At 52.9% G+C, this 23746-nt stretch carries 17 protein-coding genes; 5 read left to right on the top strand and 12 right to left on the bottom strand.

Annotation, left to right across the window (positions count from 1 at the left end):
- Positions 1-168: 168 nt before the first annotated feature.
- Positions 169-2394 carry a catalase/peroxidase HPI gene (gene katG, locus Pla22_RS16835; protein WP_242632193.1) on the bottom strand — a complete coding sequence of 742 codons (2226 nt, stop codon included), beginning with the start codon at positions 2392-2394 and terminating at the stop codon, positions 169-171.
- 307 nt (positions 2395-2701) lie between these two features.
- Between katG and Pla22_RS16830 the strand changes: the two genes are divergently transcribed.
- Positions 2702-3592, top strand: a complete 891-nt coding sequence (locus tag Pla22_RS16830; protein ID WP_207310400.1) for a LysR family transcriptional regulator — start codon at positions 2702-2704, stop codon at positions 3590-3592.
- 102 nt (positions 3593-3694) lie between these two features.
- Positions 3695-4570, top strand: coding sequence for a leucine-rich repeat domain-containing protein (locus Pla22_RS16825; protein ID WP_146515974.1), 876 nt, complete (start codon positions 3695-3697; stop codon positions 4568-4570).
- Between the two features lie 73 nt (positions 4571-4643).
- Here Pla22_RS16825 and Pla22_RS16820 read toward each other — a convergent pair whose 3' ends face one another.
- Positions 4644-6296, bottom strand: coding sequence for an arylsulfatase (locus Pla22_RS16820; RefSeq protein ID WP_146515973.1), 1653 nt, complete (start codon positions 6294-6296; stop codon positions 4644-4646).
- Positions 6297-6586: 290 nt separating this feature from the next.
- On the opposite strand from Pla22_RS16820, the gene Pla22_RS16815 reads away from it, so the two are divergent.
- Positions 6587-7288 (top strand): dioxygenase family protein, encoded by a 702-nt coding sequence (locus tag Pla22_RS16815; RefSeq protein ID WP_146515972.1) that lies wholly within the window; start codon positions 6587-6589, stop codon positions 7286-7288.
- 25 nt (positions 7289-7313) lie between these two features.
- Here Pla22_RS16815 and msrA read toward each other — a convergent pair whose 3' ends face one another.
- The 8 genes from msrA to Pla22_RS16775 all read right to left on the bottom strand — a co-directional run bounded on the left by msrA (position 7314) and on the right by Pla22_RS16775 (position 20121).
- Positions 7314-7841 carry a peptide-methionine (S)-S-oxide reductase MsrA gene (msrA, locus tag Pla22_RS16810; protein WP_146515971.1) on the bottom strand — a complete coding sequence of 176 codons (528 nt, stop codon included), beginning with the start codon at positions 7839-7841 and terminating at the stop codon, positions 7314-7316.
- Positions 7842-7991: 150 nt separating this feature from the next.
- Positions 7992-8945: a hypothetical protein gene (locus tag Pla22_RS16805; RefSeq protein ID WP_146515970.1), complete on the bottom strand. Its 954-nt coding sequence runs from the start codon at positions 8943-8945 to the stop codon at positions 7992-7994.
- 86 nt (positions 8946-9031) lie between these two features.
- Positions 9032-9739: a hypothetical protein gene (locus tag Pla22_RS16800; protein WP_146515969.1), complete on the bottom strand. Its 708-nt coding sequence runs from the start codon at positions 9737-9739 to the stop codon at positions 9032-9034.
- Between the two features lie 133 nt (positions 9740-9872).
- On the bottom strand, positions 9873-12446 hold the full coding sequence (locus Pla22_RS16795; protein WP_146515968.1) for a CHASE domain-containing protein: 2574 nt from the start codon (positions 12444-12446) through the stop codon (positions 9873-9875).
- A gap of 285 nt (positions 12447-12731) precedes the next feature.
- Entirely contained in the window at positions 12732-13217 is a 486-nt protein-coding gene (locus tag Pla22_RS16790; RefSeq protein WP_146515967.1) for a response regulator, read from the bottom strand.
- A gap of 289 nt (positions 13218-13506) precedes the next feature.
- On the bottom strand, positions 13507-17181 hold the full coding sequence (locus Pla22_RS16785; protein ID WP_146515966.1) for a serine/threonine-protein kinase: 3675 nt from the start codon (positions 17179-17181) through the stop codon (positions 13507-13509).
- Between the two features lie 341 nt (positions 17182-17522).
- Complete coding sequence (locus tag Pla22_RS16780; RefSeq protein WP_242632116.1) at positions 17523-18881, bottom strand: hypothetical protein; 1359 nt, start codon at positions 18879-18881, stop codon at positions 17523-17525.
- Positions 18835-20121 carry a hypothetical protein gene (locus Pla22_RS16775; protein WP_146516573.1) on the bottom strand — a complete coding sequence of 429 codons (1287 nt, stop codon included), beginning with the start codon at positions 20119-20121 and terminating at the stop codon, positions 18835-18837. The genes Pla22_RS16780 and Pla22_RS16775 overlap by 47 nt, the downstream gene beginning before the upstream one ends.
- Positions 20122-20329: 208 nt before the next feature.
- Here Pla22_RS16775 and Pla22_RS16770 point away from each other — a divergent pair, with 208 nt between their 5' ends.
- The gene (locus tag Pla22_RS16770) at positions 20330-20752 is read left to right on the top strand and encodes an RrF2 family transcriptional regulator (RefSeq protein ID WP_146515965.1); all 423 of its coding nucleotides are present in this window, start codon (positions 20330-20332) and stop codon (positions 20750-20752) included.
- Positions 20753-20765: 13 nt separating this feature from the next.
- The gene (locus Pla22_RS16765) at positions 20766-21311 is read left to right on the top strand and encodes a c-type heme family protein (RefSeq protein ID WP_242632114.1); all 546 of its coding nucleotides are present in this window, start codon (positions 20766-20768) and stop codon (positions 21309-21311) included.
- A gap of 8 nt (positions 21312-21319) precedes the next feature.
- On the opposite strand, the gene Pla22_RS16760 is transcribed toward Pla22_RS16765, so the two are convergent.
- On the bottom strand, positions 21320-22891 hold the full coding sequence (locus Pla22_RS16760; RefSeq protein WP_146515963.1) for an ammonia-forming cytochrome c nitrite reductase subunit c552: 1572 nt from the start codon (positions 22889-22891) through the stop codon (positions 21320-21322).
- Positions 22892-22930: 39 nt separating this feature from the next.
- Positions 22931-23455: a cytochrome c nitrite reductase small subunit gene (gene nrfH, locus Pla22_RS16755; RefSeq protein ID WP_242632113.1), complete on the bottom strand. Its 525-nt coding sequence runs from the start codon at positions 23453-23455 to the stop codon at positions 22931-22933.
- Between the last annotated feature and the right edge of the window lie 291 nt (positions 23456-23746).

The following is a 23746-nucleotide window of genomic DNA, read 5'->3' as shown; positions in this document are numbered from 1 at the left end:
CATCTTTCGTTTTGGTACGAATTGACGCCTTCGCCGCACTCCAAACACACTGTCTGTCGGCCAAAACGGTCTTGCCAAACGCAAAACGAGCACCGAGCGAATATCACTCGGCACTCGTCTTTCCTGCGTATTAACGACGCTGTGTCCAGAACAGCTTTCCGAGTCCGCTTACTTCGACGTCAAATGGGTTGCTTCTTCGCCACGTCGCGATGAAGGATCCAAGTCGAAGCGATCGGAATTCATAACCTTGGTCCACGCAGCAACGAAGTCGTCCGCGAACTTCCGCTTCGAATCATTACTTGCGTAGACTTCCGAGATCGCTCGCAATTGCGAATTCGATCCAAACACAAGATCTACCGAAGATGCCTTCCACTTCAGGTCGCCCGTTTCTCGGTCCACTCCTTCGAAGAAGTGCTCACACACATTGGACTTTTGCCAGACCGTTCCCATGTCAAGCAAGTTGACAAAGAAGTCGTTCGTTAGCACTCCCGGCTGGTCTGTCAAAACGCCAAGGTTCAAGTCGTCGGCGTTCGCATTGAGAACTCGCAATCCGCCAACCAGCACCGTCATTTCGGGTGCGGTCAGATTCAATAGACTTGCCCGGTCAACCAGCGACTCGCTGGCGGGGCGATCGAGCTCCGTGTGACCAAAGTAGTTACGGAAGCCATCGGTTCTGGGTTCCAGTGGTTCAAATGAATCCACATCGGTTTGTGCCTGCGAAGCGTCGGTGCGACCTGGTGCAAAAGGAACTTTGATTTCATGCCCAGCGTCCTTGGCCGCCTTTTCAACCGCGGCAACCCCACCGAGCACGATCACATCGGCTAGCGAAACTTTCTTTTCACCGTTGGCAGCATTAAAATCCTTCTGCACCTTGGTCAACTTATCCAACACGTCACCGAGTTGTTCGGGTTGATTGACCGCCCAATCCTTTTGTGGTGCCAAGCGAATTCGTGCACCATTAGCACCGCCTCGTTTGTCACTACCACGGAAAGTGGACGCTGACGCCCATGCGGTACGCACGAGTTGTGAAACCGATAGCCCAGAGTCCAACAACTTGCCCTTCAGTTCCGCGACATCCTGTTCGTTGATCAATGGGTGATCGACCGCAGGCACAGGGTCTTGCCACAACTGAGGCTCGGCAACTTCAGGCCCAAGGCACCGCGAGTAGGGACCCATATCGCGATGAGTGAGCTTGTACCAAGCCTTGGCAAACGCCGCTTCAAACTCTTCGGGGTGATCGTGGAAACGTTTCGAAATCTTTCCGTAAGCTGGATCCATCTTCAACGCTAAGTCAGTCGTGAACATGATCGGAGCATGGGATTTGGAATCGTCGTGCGCATCGGGCACCGTGCCATTGGCTTTGTCGCCCTTGGGAGTCCATTGATGCGCGCCAGCGGGACTCTTGGTGAGCTCCCATTCGTGCGCGAACATGTTGCTAAAGTAATCGTGCGACCATGCCGCTGGAGTGGACGTCCAAGCGCCTTCAAGACCACTGGTGATTGTGTCGCCCGCGTTTCCAGTGCCGAAGGTGTTTTTCCATCCCAAGCCCTGTTCTTCTAGGCTGCCACCTTCCGGTGCCGGTCCCACATACTTGCTTGGGTCCGCTGCCCCGTGGGCTTTCCCAAACGTATGCCCGCCCGCAATCAGCGCGACTGTTTCTTCATCGTTCATCGCCATTCGGCCAAACGTATCCCGGACGTCCTTCGCAGCGGCAAGTGGGTCTGGCTTGCCGTTGGGACCTTCCGGGTTCACATAAATCAAACCCATCTGGACCGCAGCGAGCGGATTGGCGAGTTCTCGATCACCGCTATAACGCATGTCGCCGAGCCATTCGGTCTCAGGCCCCCAATTGATGTCTAGTTGAGGTTCCCACACGTCGGCGCGACCGCCCGCGAAGCCCATGGTTTCGAAGCCCATGTTCTCAAGTGCGCAGTTCCCGGTCAGCACCATCAAGTCTGCCCACGAGATGCTCTTTCCGTACTTTTGTTTGATCGGCCATAACAGACGACGCGCTTTGTCCAGGTTGCCATTGTCCGGCCAACTGTTCAACGGCGCGAATCGCTGGGTTCCATAACCCGCACCACCACGACCATCGGTGACACGATAGGTACCGGCACTGTGCCAAGCCATCCGTATAAAAAACGGACCGTAGTTTCCGTAGTCCGCCGGCCACCAATCTTGCGACGATGTTAGCAACGCGTTGATGTCCGCTTTGACCGCCTTCAGATCAAGCTTGCCAAACTCCGTGGCGTAATCAAAGTCGTCCCCCATCGGATTGCTCTTTCGAGAATTCTGATGAAGGATTTGAAGGTTGAGTTGGTTCGGCCACCAATCGCCATTGGAATAGGCGCCCGCGGCGGTGTTCCGAGTGCCAGGTTCCGCAATGGCTCCCATGACCGGGCATTGGCTAGTCGCTGGACTGCTGTTCTTCGCGACCGTTGATGAGGATGCTTCGTCGGCATGAACCGCACAAAGGCTCCCGATCAACGTGCTGCACGTCATCGTGACACCCGCCACGACGCGGGCAAAGGAATAAGTTTGAGACATCTGAAATCCTTAAAATCTGGACAAGTGGACGGAATCTCGTTCGACTGATGAAGTATCTCGTATTTCCAAGTAGTCTTCCAATGAATTATGGTGATACTTGCTATGCATCTGACGCATAGCCGCCTAAAGCCGCCTTACCAGGAGCTTGATCCCTTTGGACATGAGCCAACTATCGCATTTCCAGGCCCTCGCGGAATTGCGCAACTTCACTCACGCGGCGGAACGATTAAGTATTTCGCAGTCCGCACTGAGTCGCTCGATCCAACGATTGGAAGACGAGCTAGGGCAACCATTGTTTGAACGTAAACCTCGATCAGTCGACCTGACCGACGCGGGACAGTTGTTCCAATCACGGGCCGAGCAGATCTTGTTGATTCTAGAAGACTGCAAAGCGGAGATCAGCGACGACGGGCAAAGTGGACGCATTCGCGTGGCTGCGATCCCAACGATCGCACCGTTCTTCTTGCCCAACTTACTACGGACCTTTTCGGACGCCTATCCGAAGGCGACGCTGATCGTACAAGAAGATACAACCGATCATCTGATGAAGCGATGCAAACAGGGCGAACTTGACGTTGCTATCGTGGCGCTTCCGGTTCCTTCAAAGTATGTCGAAGTGGAAGAACTGTTCGAGGAAGAGTTAAGCCTCGTTGTGCCTAAGCAACATCCCCTTGCGACAAAAAAACAAGTTCGCCTCGCTGATGTCGAGCATTATCCGTTCGTGCTTCTCGACGAAGCGCATTGCTTGTCCGACAACATCACGACGTTTTGCCGACAAAGGGCGATCCAGCCTGTGGCGGTCGAGCGAGCCAGCCAACTGGTCATGGTCCAAGAACTCGTATCGTTGGGGCACGGAGTCTCGATGATCCCAGAAATGGCGAAGAAACTTGACCGAAGCAAACGACGCGTTTACCGTTCGCTTCACGGAACCAAGCCGACTCGTACCGTGGCCGCCGTTTGGAATCCTTACCGATTCCAAAGTCGATTGCTTCGCGAGTTTCGAGAACATCTCCGCGAGTACGCCGAAACCTACTTGGAATCCTAATTTCCCTCTGCTTGTTCGTGTTCATTCGCGACGTTACTTCCCTTCCACCCTGTCCTGCCTCAGCCGACCATCATGCCAACTCGCTGCTTCCTGTGCTTTGTAATGTCCATAGCTCTTGCCGTTTCGACGATGAGTTCCACCCGTGCCGAGACCGACGTGCTGCGACGCTTGGATGAATTGGGAGCCACCGTGACCATGGACCACGGCGACGCGGTAGGCCTAAAGATCGACTGCACTGACTTGACGGACGCTGACTACGGGCTGATTGCGAGTCTGAAGTCCTTAAAATCAATTTCGATCGATGGCAAACCCTTGCTCGATCATCATTTGCAAATCCTTTCCCAGCTTTCGGATCTGCAAGCCTTTCAAATTAACGGAACAATGCTGACTGACGATGGGTACCGTCACTTCGCAGCCCTCAAGAACCTGAGACGGCTTTCGCTGTTCCATCCGTCTCGTGATGTTGAAGAGTTCACCGGATCCGGGCTAGCACATTTGAAGACGTTGCCCAACCTAAAACAACTTACTTTCGCCGGTGCCACCGCGGGCGACGAGGCACTCAAAGCCGTGGGCCAACTCACTCAAATTGAAGAGTTCCGCCAATGGCACAATTGGGATTCTCCCGACGGCATCAAGCACTTAGCTGGACTCGATAACTTGCGAACTCTGAAAGTCGGTCAACGATTGCCGAACTGGAGCACGGTACGACCGGCGAGTTTGGATGATGCTACGATCCCTGTTATCGCGAGCATGAACTCACTCGAAACCGTAGACCTTCAGGAGGCACGCTTGACGTACGCGGGACTTATCAGGCTGAAATCGCTGCCCAAACTTAAGACGATCAAGTTGAAATGGGTGGATATCCCCGAATCCGATATCGTAAAGCTCAAACGCGAATTGCCTGACGTTACGATCGACTGGGTACCGTTGTCAGCCAAGGATGAACAAGACTTGCTCGTCAAAAAACTGAAGCTCTAGACATGCCTTTCGAGCTCTCGGTTGGCTTGTTCATTTCTAAACTTGGAAGCCCAACTCGCAAAACACTGTGCGGTCATTGCGTGGGCGTTGGATTTGCACTGGGTGTGTTCGATTTGCCGCGGTTCTTGCCCGCTTGCTTTCTCTTGGCTTTTGGCCGTGGCAACACCTGAGCTCTTTTTGCCCAGGTCCGCCACCGTTTGACAAGATCCGCCACCTCATCCGGATTTTCCGCCGCCAAATCGTGCTGCTCGGTTCGATCCTTGGCCAAATCGTACAGTTCCCACTTACCCTTGTTCCCCAAACGCACGAGTTTTCGGTCGCCAATACGTATCGCGGCATTCCCTTCGTGTTCCCAGAATATTGGACGATCAGCAAACGCGTCTTTGCCAGTCAAAAGCGGCATCAGACTCTGACCTTCTGCGGGAATCACCGTGTTGCCATTAAAGGTCTGCGGATAAGTCGCGTTACCGATATCCACACAAGTGGCCATGATATCGATGAGATGCGTCGGAGTCGTGATCCAATCGTTCGGGCTCGATCGAGGTTGTACAACAGCAGGCCAGTGAGCGATCAAAGGCGTCGCAATCCCACCTTCGTGATTGTAGTGCTTGTACTTTCGAAACGGTGTGTTGTTCAAGTGAGCCCAACATTGCCCGATGAAGACATTCGAGTGAGGATCGCCAAGATGATCTCCCTCACTACGGCCATTAACGCCCGATTCCGCGTTCCCACCGTTGTCCGACATGAAGAAGATTAACGTGTTCTCGAACTGCTGACGTGACTTCAATGCTGCAATCAGCTTGCCTACGTTTGTATCAATCTCCTCGATCATCGCCGCGTAGACCGCCATCATCTCGTCATACCGAGTTTGCTCTTCAAGACTCAATGAATCCCATGCGGGAATTTCATCTGGACGTTCCGGAAGTTGCCAGGACTCATCGATCAGGCCCAGTTGCAACTGTCTGGCGTATCGTTCTTCTCGCAACTTGTCCCAACCGCTCATGTACTTCCCTCGGTACTTTGCAATTGTCTGGGCGGGAGCCATGCAAGGAAAGTGAGGTGCTGTATGGGCGAGATACCAAAAGAACGGCTTCTCGGCCGCTATGGCTTCGTCAATGAAAGCGATGCCCTGCCGCGTCCACAAGTCACTTCCGTACCAAGGCGGAGCAAATCGTTGATCGTCCTTCGCAACAACTTGTCCGTTAAGGAACAGTTTAAAGTTTCCTTTCGTCCCGGTTTGGTTAGAAAAGTGAACACCGCCCGCTCGAAGATTCAAGCTGCGATCGAAACCGCGTTGCCACGGAGTGGATCCGCCGTCAAACCCAACGTGCCATTTGCCCGTCATCGCCGTGAAGTAGCCAGCTTGCCCCAACACTTCTGCAATTGTTACGCAGTTGCCACTAAGTCGCCCCGCATAACCCGGTTGACCTTGATCCTCGGTCATCCACCCCACGCCGGCTTGATGAGAATACAATCCCGTCAACAGTGATGCTCTGGTAGGGCAACATCGCCCGGTGTTATAAAACTGAGAAAAACTCACTCCGTTCTCGGCCAATTCATCAAGATTCGGTGTCGGAATCTCGCTGCCGTAACGCATGTCCGAAAATCCCATGTCGTCCACCAAGATCACGATGATGTTGGGACGTTCTATGCTATTGGGCTTGTCCGCGATCACTGCGGACACGCACAAACATCCGAAGCAAAAAAGGGCGATGCGAATGTTCATGAAATTGAGCTTTCGTTGAAATAGCGAACGATTCGGTGCGCAGGTTGATTGGGTGCGCAGGTTGATCAGGTCCGCGTCATACGAACTGGTGAGCGACTAGTCTACCGGAACGGATTGCCAGCATCAGCCAATAGGCTCGAAGCTTGCACCAAATATTTGCGGTGCATGACCGGGTGAATCCTTACCGCTTGAAGGTGCGTGAACGCTACAATTAAGGAGCCTAAGAACAAGTGTCCAATCGCGGTGAATGGGCACAACCGTCTCTCTCCGAACCTACCGAAGCACTCTTCATGAACACCGATCCTCGACTTGATTTCAACCGCGGCCGTTTTCCCGATCGTCGTCAGTTCTTGAATCGACTAGGTGGAGTTTCGCTTGCGTTAAGCGTGCCTGCCTTTTTTGAACGACCAGGTTTGTTTGCCGACGAGTTGATGCGAACGCCGCGTCAAACCGAAGGCCCGTTTTATCCTGTTGATCTTCCGCTCGACACGGACAACGATTTGCTTATTGTGAACGACGCAATCACACCGGCCGTCGGCGAGATTGTGCATCTTTCGGGGCGCGTCCTGGACACCTCCGGTGCACCCGTCCGCAACGCATTGGTCGAAATTTGGCAGGTGGACAACCAAGGCGTGTACCTTCACAAGGGCAGCAACGACTTTGAAAAGCTTGATCGCAACTTCCAAAGCTTTGGCCGTTTCCTGACCGGTTCCACGGGTGAGTACTACTTCCGCACGATCAAGCCGGTTCCCTATCCCGGTCGCACTCCACACATTCACTTTGCCGTGAAGAAGAATGGCAAAAAGATCTTGACGACGCAGTGCTACATCAAAGGCTATGAGGGCAACGAGCGCGACGGGATCTGGAACCGTGTCCCGCAAGGTGTTGCTCGCGATTCAGTCACCATTGGGTTCACCCCCATTCCAGATTCGACCATTGGGGAACTCGCCGCGAACTTCCGAATTGTGCTTGGATCAACCCCGGAAGGCTGATTTACAGTTTGCTAGGTGATTCCTATCACTTAGAAGATTGAGGCTGTTCAGACGCCTCGGCCTTTGACGGCAATACCCAATTGGGTCTAGCGAAATGGCACGTGTAGCCACCAGGATTCCTCAACAAATAATCCTGGTGTTCGGGTTCCGCTTCCCAAAAGTCACGTAACGGTTCAACTTCCGTGACAACTTTCCCAGGCCAAATCCCTGACGCATCGACATCATCGATCGTTTCTTTCGCGATTCGCTGCTGATCCGGGTTGGTGAAGTAGATAGCTGAACGGTACGAAGTCCCACGGTCATTGCCTTGGCGATTTGGTGTCGTGGGATCATGAATCTGAAAAAAGAATTCCAGGATCTTACGGAAACTCGTCGCGTCGGGATCGAATATCACTTCAATCGCTTCGGCGTGAGTACCGTGATTGCGATAGGTCGCATTGGGCACATCACCACCGCAGTAACCCACACGAGTGGAAACGACTCCGGGTTGCTTACGGAACAAATCTTCCATGCCCCAAAAACATCCTCCCGCCAAAACGGCTTGCTCAGTCATCTTAATATCCGTGCCTTTCTTTTACTCGTTCATTGAGAAATAGAAATTGTAATCGTCGTCGGTAAGCGGTCGAAGCGTCTTATCTTCACGCGTGGCGGCAACCAAGGTAACACCCACCGATGTCATTCATTCTATCGAAGCTGGAAAGCTTTAGAAAATTTGCCAAGCTTTGGCATCAAGCTGCTGTTGAATTTCCGGATCGTTCGCCCGCTCAAGCAAATCGTAATAGGCATACGGATACTTAAACACATGACCGATTCCGATGGTTTTGTCGCCTCTTTTTTGCCAGTAAGCCAAGTCTGACGGTCTTGTTTTGCTTGGAGAGTGATCCTTGATCTTTCGGTCACCATCACGGGGTCCCCTTCGCGTAACCGTAACGTACTTGCAAAACGCGACGCGGCAGCTTTCCGCCCACTCGACGTCTCCCATCGCAGCAAGCTCGATTAGCGATTGACCAAAGGTAAGCATATGCCCCGCAAACCCCTGACCAAATCCTTGGAACCGATCAATCGCCTCACTGGCTTCCTTCAAAACATAACGCGAAGCTTGCTGCGAATCGGCAAACGCGGGCGGATCCACCTCAGCATTTGGCTTCACGTCTCGCCATGGCTTAATAGCTCGAATCAAATCGCAGACGCCATCCACACGTTCGCGCGTCGCAGTTTCTGGCATCAATCGAAAGCCCTTGATCGCGTGCATTGCAAAGATGGCATCGTGACCGACCTCGCGAAGTACACCGTTCCCTTCCGCAAGGGTCTTTCCAACACGTTCCGTCGCGTCCTCCACGTGGTCGCCCACGGGGAATGGTTTGCAAAGATCCGATGCTGCCCAATTGAGGTCGAACAACTCAATGATTCGATTCGAAGTTTCGTCGCCCAGTTCGTTGTCGACGCACATCAGGTGGGCCGAAATCATGGATGCCCCGCGATGGCCGTCCGCAAAGTAACTGCGTTGTGGCGATCGCGCCAACGCATTAAGACCAAGTTCAATCAATCGCTTATTCTGAAGGCTCTGCACTTCTGCGAGCGCAACTTGGTCTAAGTGCGATAACGCGCATCCAAGCATCGCTGAACTCGCGATTGCAAATTCTCGACGGTCAAGCATTTGTTGGGCACCAGGCTAAAGAGTTCATCCGTGGAGTTGTTTCCTCTAGTATCACCGATCGCTTGGCAAACGCAAACGCTTATCACCTAGAGAGTGGGTGTCGGTTCCTTTGGCCGGAGCGACTCTTTCAATCGTTCTAGCTCGAGAATCCGTTCCTGCAATCGAACGATTTCTTCATCAATGGAGGCCATGTTGCGCTGCTCGATAGGGCTAGCTAAAGTGCCCGATCCAACTTCCATTTTGCTGATTCGATGCAGGATAGGAATCACGAGCGTGATAGCCATCACAATGATGGAAAGCGCCGCGATGAAACGCCAAATATCGGGACCGTCAATTTCACCAATGATCACGCCGCACAGCAACATCGCGTAACCGAAGATAATTTGACTACCAATCACATAGACCCAGCGGAAGCGGTTGGCAAGCCTCGCAATCGAAAGTAAGCAAACGTGCACCGTTGTGACCGCGAGGATCGAAGCGCAGATGGTTGTTTTCCAATACAGTTCCGAGTCGTTCTCGATCCACAGACCACCAAGCAGCAAAATCGCAGCCAAGCCGACCAAACTCAGTCCCGTTTTCGGCATCAAATTCATGCCCTTGGGGGTGCGAGACAAGTCACACGCCAAGCCACACAAGCTCGCCCCCGCGATTACCACGGTGGTCAACACGACTCTTAGTTCAAACCATGTCCACGTATTGCGAATCACGAAAAGGATTCCGACCGCCGCACCTATTAAGACTGAACCTATCAACCCGTAAAGCAATGGTTTCTTGAGCCTACTTGGATTGCTCATCAGAGTCTCTCTTTTCGTACACGGAATTTCATCAAGGTCCATTTGATCTTAGTGCCCGTTGCTGCGCAACTCATACGGCGAAAACATTCTCCGTGAGCTGCTTCCCACGCATTCGCCGAGCATCGCCTTCGCGTCATGCTTGTGTTGAGCTCAGATCGCCAAGCACAAAGCAAAAACGTGTGCCTCCTTCGGGTGAATCTTCGATCCAGATTCTACCTCCACTGCGTTCAACGATGCGTTTGCAGATGGAAAGTCCGATTCCTGTTCCTCGATATGCGTCTTGCCCGTGCAATCGTTTGAAAATGCCAAACACTTGTTCCCGAAATCGTGGCTCTATGCCGATTCCGTTATCGTCCACTTTGAAGAGCCACTGATCCTTTGACATCTCGCAACCAACTCGCACTCTTGGGCTAGCTTCCGTTCGATACTTGATGGCATTGCCGATTAGATTCTGAAAGAGCTGCGTCATCTGGGCTGGATCCGCGTCAATCAATGGCATGTCGTCCACGGAAACGACAGCACCAGATTCCTCGATCGCCGTTGAAAGGTCACTCAATGCAACGTCGATCACTTGATTCAAGTTCACTTGCTCGATTCGATCGCTTCCACTTTCGATCTTTGAATAAGCCAACAGATCCTGAATCAACGTCCGCATCCGATTCGCACCGTCGGTGATGTAACCCAAGTACGTTTTGCCATCGTCACTGATCTGATCCTCGCAGTCTTCTACCAGAAGTTCGCAGAACGAGGTTACCTTGCGAAGCGGCTCCTGCAAATCATGAGACGCAACGTATGCGAACTGCGCAAGTTCTTCATTGCTGCGTGCCAATTGTTCGTTCGACTTGCGAATCGCTAGATCAGCCTTCTTTCGCTCAGAAATGTCCGCTGCAACAGCTAGATATCCAGTGGTCATTCCGCCGGCGTCTCGCAAGGCCGTGACCGTCACCAAGGCAGGGAATTGGGAGCCATCTTTGCGAACGTAGGTCCACTCTCGCTGCTCGACTTCACTATGCGTAGGATTGCCTATGATTGCTTCAAAACCGCTATCAACCGGTCTTCCATGGGCTTCAGACAACTCGGCAGCACGGGATTGAATCTCGGACGTTTCATGCAAGAGTTCCAGTGATTGCACGTTCTCCAGTTCACCCTGCGAATAACCTAGCATGACCTCCACCGTGCGATTGACTGAAAGAATCGTCCCTGAAACGTTGGTCACGATCATCGAAACACCCGCCGCATCCTGAATCGCTTTTTGCATTCTTTGGGTAACGTCGAGTTGCCGATTGGCTTCGATGGTTTGCGTGTTGTCGATGTTAGCACCAAGCACGCGATTCGCAGTACCTTGAGCGTCTCGGAAGACGACCGCGCGAGATAAAAGGTGGCGAACTTCACCGCTGGGCAGTATCACCCGGGGTTCGGAATAGAAAACTTCGTCTTCGCTGATCGCTTTCTTGAAACGCTCGTCGACTGACTGACGATCCTCAGGATGAATGCAACTAAGCACCGCCTGATAGCCTAGCTCAAACGAATTTTGATCTCTGCCAAAGAGTTCATAGGCAGCGTCGTTCCAGGTCATTTGGTCGGACTTGAGGTCATAGTCAAAGATTCCAACGCGATTTACCGTAGCGGCAAGGCTGAAGCTTTCCAGTTCCTCCGTCATCGCGTCCGCGAGACCCAACGATATCCGCGCGCTGCTCGATACCGAGTAGAAAAGGACCAACAGCAACGAATCAATCAGCAATCCAGCCAACAAGATCCAAGTGGACTGACGACGACTGACCGACGCGCGAAACGACTTCGTGGACCAAATGTCAAAATCCCAAGTTCGCCCGTAAAGTTCAACGCTCTTGCGTTTGCGTAGTAACGGGTCGGGATCGAAATCAGGTTCGGTGGGTACGTTCTCGTCAAACAGGCTCTCGTCCTGATCCGAAATGCGGATCCCCACTCGTCTGCGATCCTTTTCCAGCACTCCCTTCATCAACTCACGCACAACAAACGGTGCGTAGACCAAACCATCGAGCACCAAGGATCCTGTGGGGACCTGGTCGATTTCCTGACGATAGTAAGGCACGAAAAACAGGAACCCGGGAGTTTGAGCCGAGTCTTGAACGAGAGTGATAGGACCGGTGACCTGAGCCGTACCAGTATCCCGCGCTTTACGCGCGGCGCGGATGCGGTTTTGTTCATGGGCCATGTCGAGCCCGACCGCCTCCTCATTTCCTTCCACTGGTGCAATCGCGACGATGGGCCAAAGCTCGTCTCCGTCATGTTCTGGGTGAATACGAAAGTCTGGCCGATCCTTCCGTTCCCGATCTATGAACGCGTCTTGATCGTCTCTGTTTAGAACCTCAATCAAACCAATTCCGTTGACTCCCGGATAGCGTTCCTTCAGTTTTAGATTGGTTGCGTACTCGCTCCACTTTTGCGAATCGACGTCGCTATCAGTCGAAGAAACAAATGCCACTCCCGCCCAAAGAGCCTCTTCGTACGTGGACATTCGATCGACAACGAGCGAAACGACTTGTTCAGCTTCACGATCAAATTGAAGTTGAACCTTGTTGTCTTGCTGAGCAACGGCGTAACGCCAAGCGAGGAACGTAAGGCCGAGCGACAGTCCGATGACTAGCCAATGGAACCATTGCAGTGAACCCGCTTTCTCGAGTCGCTGACGGATGGCACTGATTGTCTGGCGTCGCGTGTCAGTCATACGACCACCGCGGAAGAAAAGTATCGCTGCGTCATCAATTCAATAGAGAGTTCGAAAGCAAATGCTTTGCCATCGCTTTCCCACCCGCCACTAGACTCGTTAATCATTCTATGTTTGCTTCAATGGAAAGTTGGTAGCCAAGCCTACCGTTCGCTCTCGATTGATGACGTTCACCAATGCGGCAGGTGAGCGTTGTAGATGACGCCTTGATTGTCAATGTGACTTCGTGGACACCCCCATGCCTGAGATCAAAGCTAAGTCCATTCAGCGAACTTAGCGTGTTGGCTAGACGATTTCATCGGACCGAAAGTACTTCTTCGAGATAGTTTCGATCAACTGCAACCTCAGCGGTTTGGGCTCGGCTGCAACTAGCCGGGGCACTTTCTTCGTCAGCTCAATAGCACTTGGCTCGACGGACGTTGTCAGGATCACGATCAACGGTTTTTTCTGGCTTGGGTCCCAGAAGCCCTCGAATTCGTTTACGAATTCCAGGCCGGTCATGCGTGGCATATTGATGTCAAGGCAAATCAGATCGACCTGTTTGACCGGTGCACGCAGGTAATCGAGCGCTGCTTCGGCGTCCTCGAAAACGAGGATTTCGTCGACGATGCCAGACCGGTTAAGCAACCGGGTGTGAAGAAAGTTGTCCGTGCTGTCGTCGTCAACGAGCATGACACAGCGAATGGGCTTTTCTAAATTCGCTTGCTCGGGATGCATGGCAGCTAGTTGCAGATAGGACTTTGGCTTGAGACAGCACGGAGCGTTTTCCACCACAGAACGCCGTTTTGTAGCGTAGCATGGCGTACAGGCTCAGAAAACTGCACTGTCGAACAAGTCGCAAAAACGAGCCGTTGAGACAACCTATCGGGTTTTCCGGGAGCATAGCAACCTCGGCTTTGCAATTCGCCAAGTGATTGGCAACGACCGATATTGGCCGACTTTGCATCAAAGATGCACTCACTGCTATCCGGAAATAAGCGAAATAGAGTTCCGCTACGACAGACCGAGTACTTGGTCGCCGGCGCCATGGCTACTTGCCAATTGTTGGAATCGAGGCCGCCTAGTTTGATGCTGCAACGTCGGCTCGTTGGACGATCGGCTGCACCTTCGCACTCAACGAAGCGCCAGTTGTGTTGCCCGCCGTTGGGCTACCAGCACTAGGTTTACCCGCAGTAGATGGTGACGTAACTTCCTGAAAGACGATGCGTCCATGCCGAGCGGTGGAGACCAGCCGGTCGCCGTCCGGACTCCAGTTGATTGAATAGGGAGCACGGTTGTGTAAATCAAATTTGGCGCAGTACTTCCAGGTGTTAGCGTTCCAAAGGCTGACTTGGCCGTCTTCGGACAGTGCCGCAATTCGATCGTGAGCACTGTTCCAGGAAATCGCCAGAATCATCGCACTAGGTCCATCGCATTTTGCCACAAGCGTTTCGGATGCAAGGTCCCAAACATTGATGCTGCGGCGATCGTCGACGGCTATCATCGCCCCGTCGCCCGACCAAGCGAGTGAAGTCTTCCAACCCGGCTGTGACAACTTCGTTCGATGATCGCGGTTCTGGGGATCAAACACAAAGACACGGTTGTCGGTTCCAGCATAGGCCAACAACGATTGACTCGATTCTGACTTGGGTGACCAAGCCACGACAAGAATTTTGCCATTGGCATCTAAGTCTTTCGAGACGTCATCGCCGCTGGATAACTCCCAAACTCTTAGCTTCCCTCCGGCCCCAACACCCGCTAGGTAAGTGCCGTCGGGCGACCAAGCGACTCCCTTCTCTGTGATTTCGGGAAACTGATTCGATTGGCTGCCATTATCGTAAACCTTGATAATGTCCCCGGTCTCGACATCCATGGTCCAGATCCGTCCCTTCCCAGAAACGCAAGCGATCTGCGAACCGTTGGGATGGATACTTAACCCGAAGATAGGTTGTGCGTTTTCGTCAGCGTTGCGAATGCGCCTGATTTCGCCTAGTCGGCTTTGCAAAACAATATCGCTATGTTCGGCAACCGCGAGTTGGTCATCATCAGGATGCCAAGCCGTTGCGGGATGGTCTTGCAGTTCACGATCAAAGGCCTCGTTACCTAGGCTCGAAACATCCCACACCCGTAACGAGTCTTCAGGCAGTCCGCCCGAAACCACGCTTCTGCCATCGCGGTTCCAAGCCGCCGAGTACACACTGCCGCTATGCCCCAGCAGTCGCTTGACTTGCTTTTGAGTATCAGGGTTCCAGATTCGCACCGAACCATCGGCACTAGCACTAAGCAAATAGTTTCGTGTTGGATGCCATCGCAGCGACTCGATGAATAGCTGATGACCAAAAAAACGATGAGTCGCATTGGAAGCCACATCCGTCACCACGACCGAGTTTTCTGGCCCAATGTAAGCAAGGTATTTCCCTTCGTGACTCCAACTAGGATCGACAATCCAATCATCCTTCACAACGGTTTTTTCTTCGCTGCTATCGATCGTTAAGCTTCGAATCTCATTACCCGTGGTCCACGACAAAACCTTTCCGTCGTACGACCACGTCAGCAAACGCTTTCCCGGTTGGTTTAAGACCCCGCTGCCCCAACCTTCTTGGTCACGTTTGTACCATTGCCAAACAATCAACTCGCCGTCCGTGTCGCAGGCCGCCAAATAATCGCCCCCCACATTCCATCGCAAGTCGGTGACCGCCGATTCGAGTCCACCGAATTCAACTGGCTTCTCTTTAGAATCATTCGTATTGACCACCACGACACGTCCATCCCGATACCCCATTGCAAGCAGAGATTGGTCGTCGTTGTAGTCGATCATCGTCACGTCGCTGGCAAGTCGTTCCAACCCAACAACACTCTGCCCTTCCATATCAACCGTTATGATTTGAGATTGGCCAGCGTCGAAAATTCTCGCGCTCGGGTGATTGCGAGTGAAAAGAATGCGTCTAACCGTTGCATTAAGATCCAATTTCCACTGCTCGCGGCGTCCCATCGAGTCCAAATAGTTCCATTCCCAACCACGCAGATCATCGCTCGTATCGAGACGCCAATGATCGATCAGTTCACGCATGCGTCCGATTCCGCCTGGTTCCGATGACGCTTCGCTCGCCAGCAACATTTCGGTGTTGTAGAGCTGGCGATTAATCTGCTGCTCGCGGTATTCGCCTTCGAGCTTTAACGCTCGCTCCACCGCCGCAGAGGTTTCCAATTGATCGTTAACAAAATCAAGTTGTCTGTTCTTTACCGCTAGCGCGCCCCGTTGTCGGTTAATCATAAAGGCGACCAACAGCAACGATGCGAAGCCGACCAGGATTGTTCCCAACAATGTTGCTACGGCGGTTTGATGTCGATTGACGAAGCGGATGCTCCGATCCATCAAAGAATCCTTGTACGCCGACACTTTTTCGCCTGCGAGAAACGCATCAATATCGCGTCCTAAGTCACCCGCCGACGCGTAACGATCTTTCGGCTGCAGCGACATGGCACGGTGGCAGATTGCCACTAACGGTTTGGGAACTCGAGAACTGAGTTCATCAACACGGCGGAACTTTCCTTGCTTGACCAGATCAAGCGTCTTTCGAAAATCTGAGTCCTTGGCGAACGCCACATCACCCGTCAACAAATTCAGCAACGTTGCACCCAGGCCATAGATGTCACTGGCCGTGCCAACACGTTCATTGTCACCTGATGCTTGTTCAGGACTCATGAACTCGATCGTTCCCATGACGCTGCCGGCAACCGTAATGTCGGCTGAAGCGGATGTGCCCTTGGGGTCGTCTTCCGAATCGGGACCATCATCAGACTCGATCTCGCTAATGTCTTTGGCGCAGCCCCAATCAAGCACCAGCGTTTGCCCCTGAGAACCAACGATGATGTTGGATGGCTTCAAGTCGCGATGCAGGACGTTCTGACTGTGAGCGTAGTCGATCGCGTTACAGACGGCGATAAAGTGGGTCAACAGCGGACGAATCTTTGACATCCAAAGCGCTCGCGTGGGGCGCGGCCCGAGTTCCTGGTGCGTATGATTGATCAAGCGAGAAAGAGTAGACCCCGACACCAACGGCATGGTGTAGTGAGCCGACACGCCGTCGTTACCCAGGTTGTAAATCGGCACGATTCCTGGATGCTGCAACTTAGCGGTGATCACCGCTTCGCGAAGGAAACGTTTCACCCGTCGAACGCTCGGTGGCAGTTCGCGACGAATTCGCTTGAGAGCAACTTCGCGAGACAATTGCTCGTCGTAGGCGACGTACACTTCGCCGATAGCACCTCGCGCATGACGGCGGACAAGTTGAACGGTCGACTGAGGCGAGTCGCTTGAAGAATCGTTTGGCGAATCCTTCTTGGCGTGATTCTGGGTCGATGACCTATTAGGTTGGTCATGAAAGTCATGGCTTCCATGTGCCGATGAACTTTCGCCTACCTCCACCGTGCCTCGCGGCGGCACATGCCCCGGCGGAACGACCTGAGTAGGCATTTCCTGGATATCGAGATCCGATGCCCGTAACGATTCGTGCGAATCTCGTTGCAACGTGGCATTCGTATCAGACACGGTGGCCGGGGAACTTGACGCGACCTTCGATTGGTTGTCCTCATCAACGAGAGCATCCGCCATCGTCGGAACGCCCAGTCGCTCGATCACGCTTGTGCGCAAACTCACGGGCAACAGTTCTAGAAACCGCTTACGTGCATCCTCAGGAAGCTGTTCAGCGGTTTTGACGATCGCTCCAACGTCGAGTTCGTCATTACGTTCCATGGATTTCGACACCGATCTATCCGGATCTGATTTGACGAGCGGAATCTCTACGCGTGGTACCGACGGTGAATGAAAATAGCATCTTTCAAGCGAGCGTCCTCATTGTGGTGACGTCGCGGTAGAAGATGTCCGTTGCCGTTCTATCGAGCAACCACAGATAAAGTGGAGATCATTGCGACTGCGAGCTTTGTTGCAACCACAAAAGCACCCGAAAGTAAAGCGCATCCAAGCGATGAATCCCGCATTCACGAGCATGTTTTAACTGATTTCGATTGCGGTGTCGTCAAGCTGGTCAGTAGAGGGATGCTGGTTCGAGATCATCGCTAGATGGCATCATTGCCCTACTGACGCTCACGCCATTCCTCAGGAAGATCTGTTTTGGTCGCTCGCAGGATATCCAAGATATCAGTACGAGTGCCGGCATCCAAGTGAACGTATCGTTCAATAGGCTCTTCGCTCGCAAGAATGGCTAAGAGTTGGCGGTAAATCTCGGTCTTCAGGATGGGCTGCAAGCCGCTGAAGGCATCAGAGTAGATCAGATAGCTACATGGATACTTGAACATACGTGTTCGCATGTCGAATTCGCGTAGCGATCGGCCCTGTGAATCAACAGGTCCGCGATCGGTAAAGTTACGCGCAAAAGTGATCGATCCCGTCACCTCACTCGTTAACTTCGCTTCGTTTCGAAATAGCAAGTGATCCACAACTTCGCGGGCGACCAATTGAATTTGTGCTTCCCACTCGGCTACGTCGTGCGAACCTGTTTCATCGCGATCGTAGATCAGTTTTCGGACCGCGAAATCCGCTTTGGTCATCACATTGTGCATCTGTGTTTGATGCTCGAGAACCATCAACGCAACAATGTCGCTGTAGGGTGACAGATATCCAAAGGTGTCGAACTCTTCTCGCAGGTTCTTTCGGTTGCCGTTGTTCCTGGTATCCAGGCGTGAGCCGCGCATGTACGCGTTGCCCATATGCTGCATCTCACCATGAAGTCCAGTGACATACCAGCCACCCCATCGCTCGCCGAATGGGCTCGAGTGACTCGTCACGAAGGATTCTGTTTGAGCCTGGACTCCACCGTCGAAGTCAGGATGCACACTGCGAACAGTATGACCCGGAACGCCTTGCGTCATCGAAGTCGAATGACATCCCAGGCAATCGTAGTTGGATCGCTTCACTTTAGGCCGCCAAGGCGCCATGTCGACGGTGTAGAAGGCAGCCCCCAATTTCGGATCCGTCGTCGACATCTCAATCAACGAACTGCCGCGAATCCATGCTACATAGGTGTCGTCATTGAAGTAGACAGCTCTGGGATTACGACGCGAAATATGCTGGACCTGCATGCTCGTTTTCGAGAACACCAGCGTTTGGGATGACTCGGGAATCTCGAGCGCCTTCAACAAGTCGCGTAAGTATCCGTGGTCGTTCGTGTATTCAAGCTCAATTTCCTTAGCGGCCAACCTATCCATCAATTGAGAGACTCGATTGGAATCCTTCGTCAACACGTAGTTGATGGGAGGCTCGTCAATCTCGATATTCAAGCTCAGTTGAGCGTTTGCCAAGGACGACATACCGACGACGATCGTGAGCGCTGCGACAACGCTGGCGACGAATCGCTTTACCGGCTTAGCTTTTGATTCGGGAATCACGCTAGCGGCTTGCCAATAGAATTTGTTTGAACTCGGGCTTGGTGTCACGCAGAATTTCCAGAATATCACGACGCATCGGGGGCGTCAGATGAGCGTATTCGGGGGACTGATCTTGCCCGTCCAGAATCGCTTTCAGCTTTACCAGAACGCGTGAACGCACTTCATCAGGCATTCCGTCAAACGCGGCGGAATAGATCAGGTAGCTGCAGGGATACTTGAACAAACGAGTCTCCAAATCAAACTCACGTAGCGACCGGCCTTGAGAATCCAACTTGCCTTTGGCCGTGAAGTCATCCGCAAAGGTTGTGGAACCGGACACCGTATCGGTGAGTTGAAACTCGTCGCACATCAGCAAGTACTTAAGCACCCGTTGCGAAGCCGATTCAATACGACGCTGGGCACTCTCGCTGACATGATCTTTGGGACGGTCCAACAGCTCGTTCATCTGAAACGACTGGTGCAATGCCGACCGGGTTTCGTAGTTCGCTGCTGCGATGGCATTGTGCATTTGAGTTTGATGTTCCAGCACCATTAGAGCCACAATGTCGCTGTGCGGCGTCAGGTACGTATCGGTGCGAAATCGTTCCGATAGATCATCTTCATTAGCCCCGGACTCACGATCGAATGTGTGCTCGTCACCAGTGCATAGCGTGTTCCCCATGTGACGCATCTTGCCGTGGCTTCCCGTGACGTACCATCCACCCCAACGATCTTTGAAGTCGCTGGTGTGGTCGGTTGTGAACGTACCACTGCCTAGCTTAGGACGGCCGGCGGCATCCGAGAAAACACTGCGAACGAGGTAACCCGGAATGTTTTGGGTTCGGCTTGAAGCGTGACAAGATAAGCAGCCACCCTTGTCGCGAACGAACTCAGGTGTGCCCTTGGGAGTTTGCTTCAGGGTGTAGAACGTCGCTCCCTGCTTGGCGTCGGTTGCTGCGAATTCCAACACATCACCGCGTTGGCAATACCCAACATAGACATCGTCGTTGAAGTACAGCGACCGAGGCATGCGAGGAGAAATGCGATGCAATTGCAAACTAGTCTTGCTGAAGACAAGCGTCTGCGAACTGACGGGAACGTCGAGCTCCTTCAACACAGACTTCAAATATCCGTACGTTGGGTCGTAATCAAGTTTTACTTCGCCGGACTCCAGTTTCTTAGCCAGCACGGCGCAGGGGTCATGAACTTCGGCGTTGAGATAATCAATCGGCGGCCTTTCGTAATCGCCCTGAGCGTGAACCGCACTTGAAGATGCGGGCAACAGTACCAATAGAGCCAGCGGAATCAGGCGAAGGCAATCGACGAAAGGATGGTTCGTGAGCAGGTTCACGTTGGTTGGTCTCATGTTATTGAGGGCAAACGATCACACAACAAAGTTTGAAGTTGCCGATGTGATTCTCGACTGCTAAACTTGAGTTCTGCACCCAATGGTACAGAATCCATATCTGCACGTCAAGGTGCATGAATATAATTAGTCCTCAAATTCAACGTACACAATGCTTTCCAAGACCGCTGAATACGCTCTTCGCGCCGTCGCCTGCATGGGCAGCCAGCCAGGGATCCCCGCATCGGCGGATTTCTTAGCCGAGCAAACCAAGGTGCCAAGACGTTACCTGACGCGGGTTTTGCAAGACTTGGCTGCCGCTGGACTTGTGCAGTCGCGTCCCGGTCCAGGCGGCGGTTACGAACTAAGCCACCCTACCCACAAGCTGACAATCTTGGACGTGGTCAACACCGTTGCTCCTATTGAACGAATTCGCTCGTGTCCGTTGGGCCTTAGCACGCACACCAAACTCTGTCCTCTGCATGCTGAACTGGACAAAGCATACGCCGCGACGGAAAAGGCGTTCGCGAGTGTGAGCATCAAGGACTTGGTCGAATCGGCTAGTCCCATCATTCCACTTTGCGAAAGCGTTTGATCGCATGCCTTGGATGTTTCGAAACCACCCTCGCTGGGCTGCGATGGCGACTCTTTTGATCGTCGCCGGAACGTTCACTTTCGCTAGCGAGCCTAAGCAAGAACCAACCATTAAACCCGTTATCGCTGCGCCGGCCACCGCCAAAGAAGCTCGCGATCGTTCAAAGTTGTTGCATGAAACGATACGAGGAACGTTGCAAGTCGTTCATCGAGACTATTTCGATGAAGACGACGCGTTCGCAATTCCGTCCCGTTCGCTCGAAGACGTGTTCTATGAACTGTCCCGAAACTACCAAGTTCAGGTGAAGTGGTTGATCATCGACACAGACGTGCTGAACACCGACCATTTGCCTGAGAATGATTTCGAAAAACGCGCGGTCGAATCGTTGGCGAAAGGCGAACCGTGGATCGAGCAGTTCAGTGATACCGAGTTCCGTTACGCAGGTGCAATCATCCTGCGTTCCCAGTGTCTGAAGTGTCACGTCAAGCGGCGCAACAGCAACGAAGACCGGACGGCCGGACTTGTGATTACCATGCCAATCGCTGCTGCTGGTAATTGATCGGCGATCTAGTTCTGAGTCAGCGCCGGTTCATCCTGAACCGGTTTCGGGTTCGCCCCAAGCTTGTAGCACTCGGCGATCGCTTGTCTGGCGTAGTCCACCGATTCGGCCAAGATGCGGGCCGCTTCTTGACTGGCGTGAAACCCTTTACTGTTCTCGCTAGCGATGAAGTCCAATCGCCACATAGCCTTGCGCTGCAGTTCGCGAATGGGAGCAAGCTGTTCTTCGGTTGCCCCGGCTTCTTGCGCGGCAATGATGGCATCGAACATGTCTGTCACTCCAGCGGCAGCGCGGTCGATCAGTGATCGCGTGCGATCTTGGATCAAGTCCACGCGGTCCTTGATTTCTTGCTCGGCGATATGGTGACAGGTTTGGCATGCTTTGTTGATATTGAGCATGGGGCTGCGAACCCAGTGGCTACTGACCTTCGTCGCGCCCACCTTCTCGTAAGGCATGTGACAATCACTGCAACTCACACCACTGCGAGCATGAATGCCCTGGCTCCATAATTCGAACTCAGGGTGCTGCGCCTTGTAAACTTTAGTGCCCGTTTCTTTGTGGACGTAGTCGTAGAATTCGCCACCGGCCGTGCCATCTTCCGCGTCGGGGAACGTCGTTTCATTCCATTCCTTTTCGAGGTCCTCCATTTTCAATCCGTTGCCCCACGGGAACGTCAGCGTCATTTTGTTGGCACAGTAGTATTCAACGTGACATTGACCACACACGAACGACCGCAGTTCCTGACGAGTTGCATGCACGTTCGGGTCATAGTTGCCCTTGGCTCCCTTATCGCGCCAGGCCTGGATGCTAGGCAAGTGGGGAACCGGATCGTCGCTTTTGGCAAGCTTATCGATGCCGAGAATGAAACCGGGACGCGTGACGCGGATTGCCATCGTGTCCGGATCGTGACAATCAATGCAAGAAACCGGGTGCGCGTCACCTAGATGCGGATCGCCCGCTTCACTCTTAACGACTCCATCGGGTGTCTTTTCTAGTTCCGCGTGCACTTCTTCGTAGGTCTTTTGACTGACGGCTTTGAAACCAGCCAAGACGGCTTCCTGGTTGTACGAAGCGGACAGTGATGCTTCATTGACCTCTTGACCGAGTGTTTCCATCCCAATTCGACGGTACGTTGGAATGATTGAAGCATGACAGTGCAAGCAAGCGCCGGCCTGTTGCACCTCGGTCACACGTTTGGTGACTTCCTGGTCGGACAACATGTGAGCGTGACCGCGAGCTTCGCGGTATTCGATGCTAAACGCATAGCCGGCGAACAAACGCTTCAGCCAAGGGTGTTCTTCTAACTTACTCGGTGGCAACGCGTGGTTTCCACCGTAGTCGGTATAGTCGTCGTCGACCGTCTTCAAATAGTCTTCGTATTGCTGAGGAAAGTTGAGGCCCCACGGTTCTGGATCCGTGCTAACCTCACTAACTTCCACCACTTTGACGAACGGCGTTCGAGCTTCTTGCTTTCGTTCAAAGATGTTCACCAACAAGGAAACGACGCCAATGGTCGCCAGAGCCACCAGCGCAGTGAGCAAGGCCAGCCAACCGAATCCGCTTTTGTTTTGTTGAGTCATCGAGACTTTGTCGAAAAAAGTGAGGGTGTGAAAAAGTGATTAGCGCCCGGCGTGTCCGACGTTGGTATGGCAATGCACGCACGACTGCATGTCTTGACCATCGACCGCTGGCAATAACGGGTGAACAAACTCTTTGTGGCAGGAAATGCACGCGTTTTGAGTGACTCGCTTGTTGCGAGGCTTGATTTGAATCGGATCACTAAAGCCTCCCATCGTGAATGCGAGAGAGTGGAAAAATCCGTTGTCGGCTTTCGTAACCCACTTGCCAACAAAGTCGTGCGGGAGGTGGCAATCGTTGCACACGGCAACGTTGTGGTGACTGCTTTGTAGCCACGAATCCATGTGACCCTGCATCACGTGGCAATTCACGCACGTTTGTGGATTGTTGCTTAAGTAGCTTGCACCTTTGCCGTAGCCAAACGTGAAGACGCCAATCCCAGCCAGCATTCCCAGGCACGCTGCAAACAGGATCGCTCCGTACCCCCAACGCATTCGATTGGTCGACGCCGGTTCGATTGGTGAACCGTCATCGTTCATCGTTGGTGGAAGTGTTTTGTCTGGCATCAATGCGTCCTGCAAGGTCAGCTCATTGGCTTGCGAATAGATCGCAGATCATAGCAACTTGTTTGCGCAGCAATATTGCGAACGTACGAACAAGCTCAATTTGTTTCCGAAATCTTTGTTCGCGTCGACGGTAAGCGGGAACGACGATGTGTGCGTCGGGTGACATTGCCCCTATGCGTCACACATGTTGCGCCAGATCGCACACCGCACACGTAAGGGTTTAGCGATTGCGAGAACACAGAGCGCTAAATGCATTCACTCAATCTCCCTTCAACGATCCTGCCGATCAAG

The organism is Rubripirellula amarantea (assembly GCF_007859865.1).
In the GTDB taxonomy this organism is placed as follows: domain Bacteria; phylum Planctomycetota; class Planctomycetia; order Pirellulales; family Pirellulaceae; genus Rubripirellula; species Rubripirellula amarantea.
Note: the sequence above shows the minus strand (reverse complement) of the source record. Positions and strands in the feature narration are given on the sequence as shown.

What these genes read in the sequence shown, in the direction of transcription:
- katG (WP_242632193.1), bottom strand. Translation starts at nt 2,394, where the DNA reads ATGGGAGCCATTGCGGAACCTGGCACTCGGAACACCGCCGCGGGCGCC.
- Pla22_RS16825 (WP_146515974.1), top strand. Translation starts at nt 3,695, where the DNA reads ATGTCCATAGCTCTTGCCGTTTCGACGATGAGTTCCACCCGTGCCGAG.
- Pla22_RS16820 (WP_146515973.1), bottom strand. Translation starts at nt 6,296, where the DNA reads ATGAACATTCGCATCGCCCTTTTTTGCTTCGGATGTTTGTGCGTGTCC.
- Pla22_RS16815 (WP_146515972.1), top strand. Translation starts at nt 6,587, where the DNA reads ATGAACACCGATCCTCGACTTGATTTCAACCGCGGCCGTTTTCCCGAT.
- msrA (WP_146515971.1), bottom strand. Translation starts at nt 7,841, where the DNA reads ATGACTGAGCAAGCCGTTTTGGCGGGAGGATGTTTTTGGGGCATGGAA.
- Pla22_RS16805 (WP_146515970.1), bottom strand. Translation starts at nt 8,945, where the DNA reads ATGCTTGACCGTCGAGAATTTGCAATCGCGAGTTCAGCGATGCTTGGA.
- Pla22_RS16800 (WP_146515969.1), bottom strand. Translation starts at nt 9,739, where the DNA reads ATGAGCAATCCAAGTAGGCTCAAGAAACCATTGCTTTACGGGTTGATA.
- Pla22_RS16795 (WP_146515968.1), bottom strand. Translation starts at nt 12,446, where the DNA reads ATGACTGACACGCGACGCCAGACAATCAGTGCCATCCGTCAGCGACTC.
- Pla22_RS16785 (WP_146515966.1), bottom strand. Translation starts at nt 17,181, where the DNA reads ATGGAACGTAATGACGAACTCGACGTTGGAGCGATCGTCAAAACCGCT.
- Pla22_RS16770 (WP_146515965.1), top strand. Translation starts at nt 20,330, where the DNA reads ATGCTTTCCAAGACCGCTGAATACGCTCTTCGCGCCGTCGCCTGCATG.
- Pla22_RS16765 (WP_242632114.1), top strand. Translation starts at nt 20,766, where the DNA reads ATGTTTCGAAACCACCCTCGCTGGGCTGCGATGGCGACTCTTTTGATC.
- Pla22_RS16760 (WP_146515963.1), bottom strand. Translation starts at nt 22,891, where the DNA reads ATGACTCAACAAAACAAAAGCGGATTCGGTTGGCTGGCCTTGCTCACT.
- nrfH (WP_242632113.1), bottom strand. Translation starts at nt 23,455, where the DNA reads ATGCCAGACAAAACACTTCCACCAACGATGAACGATGACGGTTCACCA.